The organism is Streptococcus sp. SM5 (genome assembly GCF_027497975.1).
In genome coordinates, this window is the sequence record NZ_JAJNSC010000029.1 from 29,943 (window position 1) to 42,425 (window position 12,483).

Sequence of the window (12,483 nt, forward strand, 5' to 3'; positions counted from 1 at the left end):
TCCAAAAAGAAGTCTAAGCATACAATCTCAGACTTCTATCGTTTTATTTGATCAATTCGTAAATAGCTTCGGCATAGATTGCTGCTGCTCGGAAGAGATCGTCCAAGGCGATAAATTCATTGGCTTGGTGCATGGTGTCAATTGAGTCTGGGAACATGGCACCATAAGCAACACCTCGTTCTAGCAAGCGACCAAAGGTTCCACCACCGATAACTTGCTCATGACCTTTAAGACCAGTTTGTTTTTCATAAACATTCAACAAGGTTTGCACAAGTGGATCTTCCATTGGCACATAGTGAGGCGTATGACCGTGTTCAGAAAGACTAACAGAAGCAACCGGCAAGTTTTCAAGGATTGACTTGATTTGCTCTGGACTTGTTCCTTTTGGATAGCGGATGTTGAGGGCAATGGTATTATCAGCACTTGCTTCATCAAAGCGGAAGACACCGGCATTCATAGAAAGGGCACCCATCTTTTCATCCACATGAGCAATCTTGAGATTTTCACCCTCATGATCGTTCAAGAGAATCTTACCAGCGATGTCAAGGTAGTCTTTGGCTGGACCAGCAAAGTCAAACTGGCTAAGGAAGAGGGCTAGGTAAGTCGCACCATTGACACCTGAAGCAGGCATAGCACCGTGGGCTGATTTACCAATAATCGTCACCTTGTATTGCCCAGCTTCTTCTTGGAGTTCTCCTCTAAGTTTGTGTTCTGCAACAAAGGCATCTAGTTTAGCTTGCAAGTCAGTCAAATCACCTGAAACGACTGCTGTTGCTGATTCTGGTACCATATTTTCACGTAAACCACCTGTAAAGCTGTGAAGACGGGCAGCACCTGCATTTTCACCTGCAAAGTGGAGGTATTCTGTGATATTTCCTTTTTCACCATTGATGATTGGGAACTCAGCATCTGGAGAGAAACCGAAGTCTGGTTTTGCAAGTCCTACGTGCTCGAAATAGTAGTCCATGTCTGCCCAACCTGATTCTTCATCTGTTCCAACGATGAAACGAACTTTCTTAGAAGTTGGAAGGCCCAATTCTTTGATGATTTTCAAACCATAGTAACAAGCTGTTGTAGGTCCCTTGTCATCAGAAGAACCACGCGCATAAAGGCGACCGTCTTTGATAGTTGGTGTGTAAGGGTCTGTGTCCCAACCGCTACCAGCAGGCACTACGTCCATGTGGGCAAAGATTCCGAGAACTTCTTCTCCATCACCAAACTCGAAATGTCCTGCGTAGTTATCAACATTTTTAGTTGGGTAGCCATCACGGTCTGCAATTTCAAGGAATTTTTCCAAGGCTTTTACCGGCCCAGGTCCAAATGGATGCTCAGCATCAGCCTTGCTGTCATCACGTTCTGAGTTGATTTCCAAAAGGCTAAACAAGTCAGCCAAGAGGTCTTCTTTGCGTTTTTCTACTTCTGCTGTAAAATCAATTGTTGTCATTTTTTTCTTCTTTCTATCTTTTCTCGATGATTTCATCTACTGGCAAGCGGTAACTTGGTTCCAATTTTTCGTCTGTGTATCCCACTGTAATCAAAAGTTCTGGGCGGAAGCGGTCTTCGATATCCAAAACTTCATTGACTTTTGATTTGTCAAAACCAAGAATCAGATTTGATCCGATTCCTTGGTCTGTAAGAGCCAGAACCAAATTCATAGCAACCAAACCTGCATTGAGGGCTAGGTAGTCGCTGACTTGTTGTTCATTGTAACGGGCAAATTCAGCAGGCAAATTTTTCATAAAGTATTGAAGTTGTTCTTCTGAGAAATTGTTAGCACCACCAACTCGGGCAATCTTACGAGCACGTTTAGCCAAATCTGTGTCTGTAAACAAGGCAATAGTTACAGGCGCTGATAATACCTGCTCAAAGTTGGAACCGTAAGCCAACTTTGCCAGTTCAGCATTTTTCTCACGAACGACCACAAATTTCCAAGGCTGGCTGTTGTGGGCACTTGGAGCCAAGGTTGCAATTTCGATGGCCGTACGCACATCTTTTGGATCAACCGGCTTATCAGTGAAATGCTTAGTCGCATGACGTTTTTTATTTAATTCAAGAAATTTCATAATCGATTTCCTTTTCTAATTCTACTGCTTCCATTCTACCATAATTTGAAAGAGCTTGCAGGGATTTTTCATAGGAAAAGTAATAGCAAAAAAACTGCTCTATGCAGTTTGTAGCAATTATTCTAGTTACTCACTATAAAATTAGCAAATGGAATCATACTGAGATAGCTTCTCCGTTGTCACTTCTTCCAACTTTTTCTTTACCTGACCTTTTATAGCCGTATCCATCTGTGATTTTATTTTCCCAATAGCGACTTTTGTCTCCTCCGCACTTTCTCTCACTTTTTCTTTATAATCTGTTTGCAAAGAATTTTTTTCCTTTAGGATTACTGTCGCCATTGTATAGATTCTATTCCTCTCCATCATACGATACATCTGACGTAAAGCAAATTCATATTCTTCATCTGTATAATATTCATTTAATGGCGCGAGCATATGACCTCCTTAAATCTCCGATTGTCTGTTCTAACTCATCTTGCTTTTTACGATAATCTCTGTTTAACAAATCCTCTTGATACTGCAATTCATCTTCTCTATGCCTACACACAAACTGAGAATCCTCCATCAATTGTTGTAAACTCCTATAAAACTGTTCTCCATCTTGGTAACTATATTGTCCTTTTTGAAGAAAAGCAGTCATCTTACCAGCTTCGTCTTCTACGATTCGGGCAAGGCGGTCTCGACGTTCATAGAGTTCATTGCGTTGATTTGTAAAAGTTGCTTTCTGCTTTAGATATTCATCTTCCAAATCATAATACTCTTTTTCTTTTGCTTTTAACTTTTGGAAGACTAAATCCGACTGTTCCATTTTCTAAATTCTCCTGCCAATTCCTTATCTGTGGCTAGTTTATTCTCAATGACTTGGATAATCTGTTGGTTAAGGGTATCAAATTCTGTGGCTAGTTTTTCAGCTTTTTGGTTCATTTGCTCAAAATCTTGCTCAACTGAACCGACAATCGTATCCCGAGTCACACCCGCAGACGCAAAAGTCGATAGGACTTCATCATAACTCAGGTATCGGAAACTACTAAAGTCAAGCTGATTCCATAGTTCTTGTGCTTTTGACACCACCTCCTCTTGAAGGTGCTTAATATCGTCTGCACCAGCTCGAGCTGCATTAGACATCCCTTCCCCTAGAGCCATTCCCTGCAAGCTATCCAAGTATATCTCTTCCCTACTTGACAAACCATCTGCCGAGAGGTAGCTTTTAATTTTTTGGTAGCGGTACATACCCGCTGTTGCTTCTGCTAGTACCGTTACTTTGAGATTCGTAACTCGCTTTCCGTTCAAATCAACTAACTGGCCATTCTCATCAAATCGCCACTGGGACAAGTTATGATATTCTAACTTGTCACCCCAGTTATCTTTTGCAGGATAGATATAGGGATAGATAGCTGTTTGAGTCGTATTTCCCATAATATTGCCAATAAAATCATACTTATGACGGTAATTGCGAAATTGTTCTGGATGCTCTTGCATGTACTTGATTTCTTCTTTCGAAATCAAGTTATGAATATCTGGCCCATTATACCCTATATTGGCATAACCTCGCTTCAAAGCGACATACATAGCCAGAGACTCTCCAAGCGAATGCCCCGCAGTTGTGATTTTAGCAGAGGGATAAGTTTTTTCGATTTCTTCCGCAAAACTCAGAGCCGTTTGAAATTGAGATTTTCTAAATGTCTTTGTTTTCGAATCCGACAACATCCGTCTATCACCAAATCCTATTGATTGGATATCTGTTTGGATGTCAAGCCGATCGTCTCTATTCGTCCCAGCATAAGCAATCACTACATGACTATAATCCACATTCCCATTTTTATCCACAGGAGCAACCGCCATCGCCTGCATACCATTGGAGGTGTTGTCTTTTGCACTCAGAACTCGAAAAGTTTGAGAATCCTTTCTTAACTCATCTCCTGCTTTCCATGGAGTTGAATTTTTATTTTTATCAACTTCATATACTTGGTCAACTAAGTAATTAAAACTTTTATCCGTAATCATATTATCTCACCCAATAAATAACTGTTATATTTGACATAAGTGAATCGCTATTTATTACTTCCGGATTATCTCTTTCTATTAATTCATTCCCATTACTTTGACTAATATGCTGTCCAAAACCTATTTCATCCTCTGTCATCAAGTTTTGAACAGAAAAAGTGACAAATATTTCGTCATTGACAATGGCATTAGAATTCCAAGTTCCTGTTAATTTATTCTGTTGAAAACTTGTAAACTCAATCTTCTCAACCTTTTCATAATGACTAACTAAGTATAACGCCATCCTATCCTGTTCAATTCTCATTTTTTCTTCCATCGTTTTTTCTTTTTGTTGATTCAAACTAAACATTATAATCCCTCCTATGATACAAATTACTAAAGCAATAATACCCCATTTTTTGTGCCTATTCATTAACACACCTCCTTATATTATTCTATAAAGCAACTTGGTCTGAATTACCTTATAGTATAACATAAATGGCTTTTTTACTTAACATTGGCATAATTCAAAGCTGTCACAAACTGAGAATCCTCCATCAATTGTTGTAAACTCCTATAAAACTGTTCTCCATCTTGGTAACTATATTGTCCTTTTTGAAGAAAAGCAGTCATCTTACCAGCTTCGTCTTCTACGATTCGGGCAAGGCGGTCTCGACGTTCATAGAGTTCATTGCGTTGATTTGTAAAAGTTGCTTTCTGCTTTAGATATTCATCTTCCAAATCATAATACTCTTTTTCTTTTGCTTTTAACTTTTGGAAGACTAAATCCGACTGTTCCATTTTCTAAATTCTCCTGCCAATTCCTTATCTGTGGCTAGTTTATTCTCAATGACTTGGATAATCTGTTGGTTAAGGGTATCAAATTCTGTGGCTAGTTTTTCAGCTTTTTGGTTCATTTGCTCAAAATCTTGCTCAACTGAACCGACAATCGTATCCCGAGTCACACCCGCAGACGCAAAAGTCGATAGGACTTCATCATAACTCAGGTATCGGAAACTACTAAAGTCAAGCTGATTCCATAGTTCTTGTGCTTTTGACACCACCTCCTCTTGAAGGTGCTTAATATCGTCTGCACCAGCTCGAGCTGCATTAGACATCCCTTCCCCTAGAGCCATTCCCTGCAAGCTATCCAAGTATATCTCTTCCCTACTTGACAAACCATCTGCCGAGAGGTAGCTTTTAATTTTTTGGTAGCGGTACATACCCGCTGTTGCTTCTGCTAGTACCGTTACTTTGAGATTCGTAACTCGCTTTCCGTCCAAATCAACTAGCTGGCCATTCTCATCAAATCGCCACTGGGACAAGTTATGATATTCTAACTTGTCACCCCAGTTATCTTTTGCAGGATAGATATAGGGATAGATGGCTGTTTGAGTCGTATTTCCCGTAATATTGCCAATAACATCATACTTATGACGGTAATTGCGAAATTGTTCTGGATGTTCTTGCATGTGCTTGATTTCTTCTTTCGAAATCAAGTTATGAATATCTGGTCCGTTATACCCAACATTGGCATAACCTCGCTTCAAAGCGACATACATAGCCAGAGACTCTCCAAGCGAATGCCCCGCAGTTGTGATTTTAGCAGAGGGATAAGTTTTTTCGATTTCTTCCGCGAAACTCAAAGCCGTTTGAAATTGAGATTTTCTAAATGTCTTTGTTTTCGAATCCGACAACATCCGTCTATCACCAAATCCTATTGATTGGATATCTGTTTGGATGTCAAGTCGATCATCTTTATTCGTCCCAGCATAAGCAATCACTACATGACTATAATCCACATTCCCATTTTTATCCACAGGAGCAACCGCCATCGCCTGCATACCGTTGGAGGTGTTGTCTATGGGGTTAGAGATTACTTTAAACCGATCGTTTGCAACTAATCGTCCCTCCTGAATAGGATTACTCACCTTACCAGAGTCAACATCGTAAACATCGTCTACTATATATCTATAATCTTCTTCTGTAACCATATAGTTATCTCTCCTCTAAGTAGATAATTTTTACTGCTATATCATACCCAGCTTCTTCTTTGTGTTCTCTCTTTATGAATTCTGTTGGTGAATAATTAGAACTTCTTATTTTCCCATTCTCATTTAAAGAATCTATTTTGACAGATATATCATATTGACCATTTACTTTAGCAGTAATCCTCCAACTCCCCGTACTTTCATTTTTTTGAAATTCAACAAACTCCACTCTCTCAATCTTTTGTCCATCAGCTAAATCATAGTTACTTACTAAAAACTTTGCTACCCTATCCTGTTCGATTCTCATTTTCTCTTCCAATGTTTTTTCTTTTTGATGATTCAAACTAAACATCACAATTCCTCCTATTACACAGATTACTAAAGCAATAATACCCCATTTTTTGTGCCTATCCATTAACGCACCTCCTTATATTATTCTATAAAGCAACTTGGTCTGAATTACCTTATAGTATAGGACCAATAGTCGCTCTGGTCTTGTGCATTGAATTCAAGATTAGCATAGTTCACTCGCGATTTCCTTTTCTAATTCTACTGCTTCCGTTCTACCATAATTTGAAAGAGCTTGCAGGGATTTTTCATAGTATCTCTTGGTCCAAATTATTCTTTTTTAAAAACCAAAATATAATTTTTATAAAAACCTAAGGTAGCAACTGATAAAAGTATCACATCAAAAATGATAATTGCAACAGATAGCCCGGTCGATAAAGCAATTTTATGGCCTGCTGTATCTGTAATTCGTTCTAAATGAAAATTTTTAAGTACCAAATACAGATAATAGCTGTTCAATAAACTCGATATATAACCAATTAAAATCTGGGATTTCAATTTTGTAAATATCCATAAACCTAACAAAGGAATAGCTATTATTAATAAGGGAAAACCAAATAAGATAACCGTCAAAAAAAGAAAAATTGGTCCATTCCAAATCCACAGACAATAAAGAAGGCAGAGATAAGAAATTACATATACTGTCCCTAATATTTTATTGCTTATTTTACTCATTTTTTCTCCATTCTATTATTCCTTGTTCAGCAACTTGAGCTAATTCCTTTTCTTCCTGCGGGTTCAACTTTCTTTGCACAGCCTCTGCTACTGCTATTGGTACTCCAACTTCGACAATCTCATCCACACTGGCTTCCTTGATTTTAGTCAAAGACTTGAAATGCTTCATGAGATTTTGCTTGCGTTTAGGTCCTAGACCGTCAATGCCATCCAATTGTGATGAAAAGGAATTTTTGGAGCGCAGTTGGCGGTGGAAAGTAATGGCAAAGCGGTGCACCTCATCTTGGATACGTTGTAGGAGGAAAAATTCCTGAGAATTACGAGACAACTCCACCACCTCAAGCGGATCTCCAAAGAGCAATTCATGGGTTTGGTGCTTGTCATTCTTTTGCAGACCTGCAATGGGAATATCCAAGCCCAGTTCTTCTTGGATGACCTGCTTGGCGATATTGACTTGACCTTGTCCCCCATCAATCACAATCAAATCTGGAGGAGTCAAACTGTCACGCTGTACTCGACCATAGCGTCTGCGAATGACCTCTCGCATACTGGCATAGTCGTCTGGCCCGACTACGGTTTTTATCTTGTACTTACGATAATCCTTCTTACTTGGTTTGCCGTTGACAAAGACCACCATGGCTGAAACAGGACTAGTTCCCATGATATTGGAGTTATCGAAGGATTCTATGCGGACTGGTGTCGGAATTTGGAGCAAGCGTCCTAGATTTTCAATAGCCCCCTGTGTCTTTTCGACAGATTTCTCTAGCAGGTTGAATTTCTGCTCTAGGCTGACTCGAGCATTCTTTATAGCCAGATTGACCAGCTGCTTTTTCTCTCCACGCTGGGGTTTGAGAATCTTAGTATCCACTATGGCCTTGACGGCTTCTTCATCAATATCCTGCGGAATCAGTACCTCATTGGGAACTAGGTGAGATTTTTCTTGATAGAATTGTCCCACATAGGTTAAGAAGTCCTCGTCCGAATCATTGTAGTAGGGGAATAGATTGACATCCCGCTCAATGAGCTTGCCCTGACGGACAAAGAAAACCTGAACACACATCCAGCCCTTGTCCACATAATAGCCAAAGACATCCCGATTTTGGAGATCCTTAGCCATGACCCGTTGCTTGGTTCGAAGCGTTCCAATAGCCTGAATTAGGTCACGATATTCCGCCGCACGTTCAAATTCCATAGTCTGGACTGCCGCTGCCATTTTGCCCTTTAGGTCATCAATGATTTTGTCATCCTGCCCTTTTAGGAAATCAGAAACCTCCTGAGCCATAGACTTGAAGTAGGACTCATCCTTCTTACAGATAGTGTGGGCCATGCATTGGCCGATATGGTAGTAAAAACAGACCTTAGACGGTGGATTGGTACACTTGCGAAAAGGGAAAATCCGATCCAGCAATCGCTTGATTTCATTGGCTGCCCCCACATCGGGATAAGGTCCAAAATAAAGACCGCCGTCCTTCTTGACCTGACGGGTAATAATCAAACGAGGATAGCGTTCATTGGTGATTTTGATGAAGGGATAAGACTTATCATCCTTGAGCATGATATTGTATTTAGGCTTGTTTTCCTTGATCAAGTTGATTTCTAGGAGAAGTGCCTCAATATTGGACTCAGTAACGATAAATTCAAAATCCACAATTTCGGACACCAGAGCTTCCGTCTTGGTATCATGACTTCCACGAAAATAGGACCGCACACGGTTTCGCAGATTTTTAGCCTTTCCTACATAGATAATAGTGCCGTTTTTATCCTTGTGAATGTAGCAACCAGGGCTGGTCGGCAAGAGCTCTAGTTTTGATTTAATCAAGTTATTCATAGTTCCATTATAGCAAAAAAGTAGGGAAAGATTGTTCCCTACTCACTAGTCTCATATATTTTTCGGAGGTTTGCAACATCCTCTTCCTGGATACCATAAAAGGAACCCGCAGGTTGCATGACAGACTTCTCATCTGTATGATCCAATCCAATCGCATGACCCAACTCGTGTTCTGCCGTATGGACAATGCGCTCATATGAATAGCCATAGTTAGGATTGGACAGATAATAATGATTCAACCGTACCGTTACAGACAAGAATTGCCCCGTTAATAGATTGGTCTGACTTTCTGCCTCTCCTGCCACAGGAGTGCCTCCGTCATTCATCTCCGTAGCCAAGATATCTGCCTTGCTGGACTCGGTGACAATTTCAAAGTTAAAAGCACCAGTTTGATTCCAATTCTGAATCGCTTCTACATAAGCTTCGTGAAAGCGTGAATCCATCTGGGGATCTAGGTAAATACTAGCTGAAGCCTGCGGCCACCTTCCTTCAGAGTGTTGGTGGCTATCTGTCTGGTTCAACTTAGGCAGTTGCCCTGTTTTTTCCCATTGGTCGATACTTTGTTGACCAATCTTGACTGACCGTTCTGCTTGCTTTAGCGCTCCTTGAAAATCACCGTTCAGATACCAGAGAAGTCCGAAAGCAAAAGCACACAAAAGAAAAGCTATCCAAACTAAACGCCAAAACAAACGCCACACAAAAGAAAAGAAAGCCCCTATCAAACGAAAAATCCAGCGCATTTCCCTCCACCTTTCTAGAAAATAAAGTCTATTTTACTAAAACAAGCTGAAAGAAAACTAAATTATGACAATCTCTCTTCCAATTTGAAATCGATTGGCAGAGTTGCTAGAAACCGTTCCAATTGTTTTTCCCAGTAGTACCACTCGTGAGTTCCAGCACTATGGCTATAGGTCACATTAAAGCCCAGTTTTTTGAGATTATTCACTGCTAGATTATTGGCTTCGTACAAGAAATCCTGCTCGCCACACCAAGCCCACAGCTTGGTCTTTTTATCCGATTTTTTAGCCAGACTTTCTAGAGAATAGGGACTAGTTGTCCAGTCTTTAATCTCCCCAAAAACACCTCTCCAGTAAGCTGGTGTCCCCAAATCTTGGCTCTCAGGAGAAAAATCTTGAAAACTAAGGGCACCTGAGAAGCTAGCTGCATGAGAAAAACGATTTGTAGCAAGAGCCAATTTGAAACAGCCATAGCCTCCCATAGAGAGGCCAGCGATAAAGGTCTTTTCACGCTTGCTAGTCATATTAGGGAAGAAGCGTTTCAGAACCTGTGGCAATTCCTCTGCTAGAGCTGTGTAATAGTCAAAACCATACTGGGTATCGGTGTACCAACCGTTGCTGGTATTGGGCATAACAACGATAAGATTGGTTCCTCGAAGTAAGCGTTCTACATTGGTCCGCTTGAGCCAACTATTATGATTGCCAGACATCCCATGCAAAAGGTACAAGACGGGAATATCTTGACACTCTGGTTCTTCCACTCGATTGACATCGGGGTAAAGAACATTCACTCCCCACTCCATATCCAAAACTTGTGAGTAATACTCGATTTTCATTACTGCCATAATTTTTTCCTCTATTTTTCTATAAGAAAAAGCCGAAACTCGACTTTCTCTCTATTTATTTCAACAATTATTTTGCTTCCATGACTACTGGTAAAATAGCTGGACGACGCTTGGTTTGGTCAAAGAGATACTTGGTCAGATTATCACGAACCTTCCCTTTTAGATCTGCCCAGTCAAAGTCATCTCCTTGAAGATAGTCTTCTACCGTTTGGTTAATCAATTCTGAACTTTCACGGAGAATATCGCGACTCTTCTTGAGATAAACAAATCCACGCGTGTGAACACGAGCCTTGGCCACAATTTTCTTCTCACGACGGTTAACGGTGATTGCTACGATGAAAATACCGTCCTCTGACAAGACCTTACGGTCACGAAGAACCACATTTCCAACATCACCAATAGCATTCCCGTCAATCAAGACATCCCCTGCTGAAACCGCGCCAGCTGGGACAAAGTCCCCATTCTCATAAGCCATGCTGGTTCCCTTTTTAGGAATGAATATGCGTTCTGGCAGCATCCCGACGGCCATAGCAGCCTTAGCATGAGCATCCAACTCACGGTATTCCCCTTGAATCGGGAAGAGATACTTAGGTTGCAAGAGATTAATCATCAACTGCAAGTCACGCGCATTCCCATGTCCTGACACACGCAAGCTTTGGGTGATCAATTTGACAACACCTCCAGCTTGGTAAATCATGTTTTCCACACGCGCCATAACTGCTTCTTTGGCGATAGATGGAGTCGTTACGATATAAACTAGGTCACCGTCCTTAATTTCCACATAACGGTGGCGCCCAATCGACATCTTGCGAAGACCATTGATAGGCTCACCCATACGACCTGTCTCAAGGATGATCAACTCACGATCCTCAAAGCGAGACATGTCTTTCGGTTTAATCAAAAGACTCTCGTTAGCTAGAGACAATTTCTTGAGGCGAATAGCAGTGCGGACGATATTTTCAATATCAAATCCTGTCAAGACCACACGGCGACCTGTTGCATCTGCAGCATCAAACACCTGCTGGATACGAGAAAGGTTGCTGGCTACTGCTGCGACGATGATACGACCATCCCAATCTGCAATGGTTTGAGTAATCTCGTCCCCAACTTCACTTTCGCTAGCCACCTGGATATTGCTATCTGCATTAGCTGAATCACTGAGAAGTGCTAGAACACCATCACGACCGATTTCTGCTAAACGAGCGAAGTCTGTCGCATAGGATTCACTAGCTGTCTGGTCAAATTTGAAATCACCTGTATAAACGATGCTACCTTCAGATGTCTTCAAGACAACACCCAGACTTTCTGGGATAGAGTGTGTTGTACGGAAGAAGGAAACCACAGTTCCTCCAAAATCTATCTCCGTATCCTCATCGATAACATGGAAATCATTAAATTTCTTAACTGTGTCATTTCCTTTGACAAAGAGTTTGGCCAACTCAATGGTCAGCTCAGACCCAAATACAGGCACCTTGGCTTCAGCCAAGAGATAAGGTAGAGCACCAATAGCATCCGCATGTCCATGGGTCAAGAAGACCCCTGCGATACGGTCACTATTTTCAAAAAGGTAGTCCATATTTGGAATGACGACATCCACCCCTAGTTGTTCATTCTCAGGATATTTTAGACCTGCATCCAAAACGAAAATAGACCCATCGATTTCAGCGATATACATATTTTTCCCATTTTCACGCACACCACCAAGTGTTGTTAAACTGATATTACTCATTTTTCCTCCGAAAGCTTAGTTTATCTTGATTATAGGGTTACTTACCCTCTTATTCTAAAAGCACTACTTTTAGCCGAATCTTTTCCTACCATTATACCATTTTTTTGATGATTTTCAAAATGAAGATTTGTTTTCAAAAAAGAGCTGGTTGCCCAACTGAACTGCACCCCAAAAGTTAGACAGAAAAAATCTAACTTTTGGGGTGTTTTTATTATGAAATTAACTTATGATGATAAAGTTCAGATCTATAAACTTAGAAAACAAGGATATAGCATAGAGAAGCT

14 protein-coding genes and 1 pseudogene are annotated in these 12,483 nt (G+C 40.7%); 1 reads left to right on the forward strand and 14 read right to left on the reverse strand.

Translation table 11 applies throughout. The features are described from left to right. Window positions 1-43 precede the first annotated feature (43 nt). From pepV to PAN07_RS15670, 14 genes are all read right to left on the reverse strand, one after another. On the reverse strand, window positions 44-1,444 hold the full coding sequence (gene pepV, locus PAN07_RS15605; protein ID WP_269798289.1) for a dipeptidase PepV: 1,401 nt from the start codon (window positions 1,442-1,444) through the stop codon (window positions 44-46). A gap of 13 nt (window positions 1,445-1,457) precedes the next feature. Beyond that, window positions 1,458-2,063 carry a nitroreductase family protein gene (locus PAN07_RS15610; protein ID WP_064276322.1) on the reverse strand — a complete coding sequence of 202 codons (606 nt, stop codon included), beginning with the start codon at window positions 2,061-2,063 and terminating at the stop codon, window positions 1,458-1,460. Window positions 2,064-2,204: 141 nt separating this feature from the next. Next, on the reverse strand, window positions 2,205-2,498 hold the full coding sequence (locus tag PAN07_RS15615; RefSeq protein ID WP_004269862.1) for a hypothetical protein: 294 nt from the start codon (window positions 2,496-2,498) through the stop codon (window positions 2,205-2,207). After that, window positions 2,479-2,871, reverse strand: a complete 393-nt coding sequence (locus PAN07_RS15620; RefSeq protein ID WP_064276320.1) for a hypothetical protein — start codon at window positions 2,869-2,871, stop codon at window positions 2,479-2,481. The genes PAN07_RS15615 and PAN07_RS15620 overlap by 20 nt, the downstream gene beginning before the upstream one ends. Continuing rightward, window positions 2,853-4,067 carry a triacylglycerol lipase gene (locus PAN07_RS15625; protein ID WP_269798290.1) on the reverse strand — a complete coding sequence of 405 codons (1,215 nt, stop codon included), beginning with the start codon at window positions 4,065-4,067 and terminating at the stop codon, window positions 2,853-2,855. The genes PAN07_RS15620 and PAN07_RS15625 overlap by 19 nt, the downstream gene beginning before the upstream one ends. 1 nt (window position 4,068) lies before the next feature. Then, window positions 4,069-4,479: a hypothetical protein gene (locus PAN07_RS15630; protein ID WP_004264263.1), complete on the reverse strand. Its 411-nt coding sequence runs from the start codon at window positions 4,477-4,479 to the stop codon at window positions 4,069-4,071. Window positions 4,480-4,553: 74 nt separating this feature from the next. Next, the gene (locus tag PAN07_RS15635; protein WP_269796522.1) at window positions 4,554-4,847 is read right to left on the reverse strand and encodes a hypothetical protein; all 294 of its coding nucleotides are present in this window, start codon (window positions 4,845-4,847) and stop codon (window positions 4,554-4,556) included. After that, complete coding sequence (locus PAN07_RS15640) at window positions 4,829-6,040, reverse strand: triacylglycerol lipase (RefSeq protein WP_269798291.1); 1,212 nt, start codon at window positions 6,038-6,040, stop codon at window positions 4,829-4,831. Before PAN07_RS15640 ends, PAN07_RS15635 begins: the two co-directional genes overlap by 19 nt. Before the next feature lie 4 nt (window positions 6,041-6,044). Continuing rightward, window positions 6,045-6,452, reverse strand: a complete 408-nt coding sequence (locus PAN07_RS15645) for a hypothetical protein (protein WP_004269953.1) — start codon at window positions 6,450-6,452, stop codon at window positions 6,045-6,047. Window positions 6,453-6,655: 203 nt separating this feature from the next. Further along, on the reverse strand, window positions 6,656-7,060 hold the full coding sequence (locus PAN07_RS15650; protein WP_269798292.1) for a hypothetical protein: 405 nt from the start codon (window positions 7,058-7,060) through the stop codon (window positions 6,656-6,658). Next, a complete protein-coding gene (gene uvrC / locus PAN07_RS15655; RefSeq protein WP_269798293.1) occupies window positions 7,053-8,888 on the reverse strand; it encodes an excinuclease ABC subunit UvrC in 1,836 nt (611 codons plus the stop codon). The genes PAN07_RS15650 and uvrC overlap by 8 nt, the downstream gene beginning before the upstream one ends. Before the next feature lie 38 nt (window positions 8,889-8,926). Next, a complete protein-coding gene (locus PAN07_RS15660; RefSeq protein WP_265495687.1) occupies window positions 8,927-9,628 on the reverse strand; it encodes a M57 family metalloprotease in 702 nt (233 codons plus the stop codon). 62 nt (window positions 9,629-9,690) lie between these two features. Further along, window positions 9,691-10,470, reverse strand: coding sequence for an alpha/beta hydrolase family protein (locus tag PAN07_RS15665; protein ID WP_269798294.1), 780 nt, complete (start codon window positions 10,468-10,470; stop codon window positions 9,691-9,693). A gap of 67 nt (window positions 10,471-10,537) precedes the next feature. Further along, complete coding sequence (locus PAN07_RS15670; RefSeq protein ID WP_261045436.1) at window positions 10,538-12,199, reverse strand: ribonuclease J; 1,662 nt, start codon at window positions 12,197-12,199, stop codon at window positions 10,538-10,540. A gap of 213 nt (window positions 12,200-12,412) precedes the next feature. Between PAN07_RS15670 and PAN07_RS15675 the strand changes: the two are divergent. Beyond that, window positions 12,413-12,483: pseudogene (locus PAN07_RS15675) on the forward strand (transposase); the annotation flags it as partial.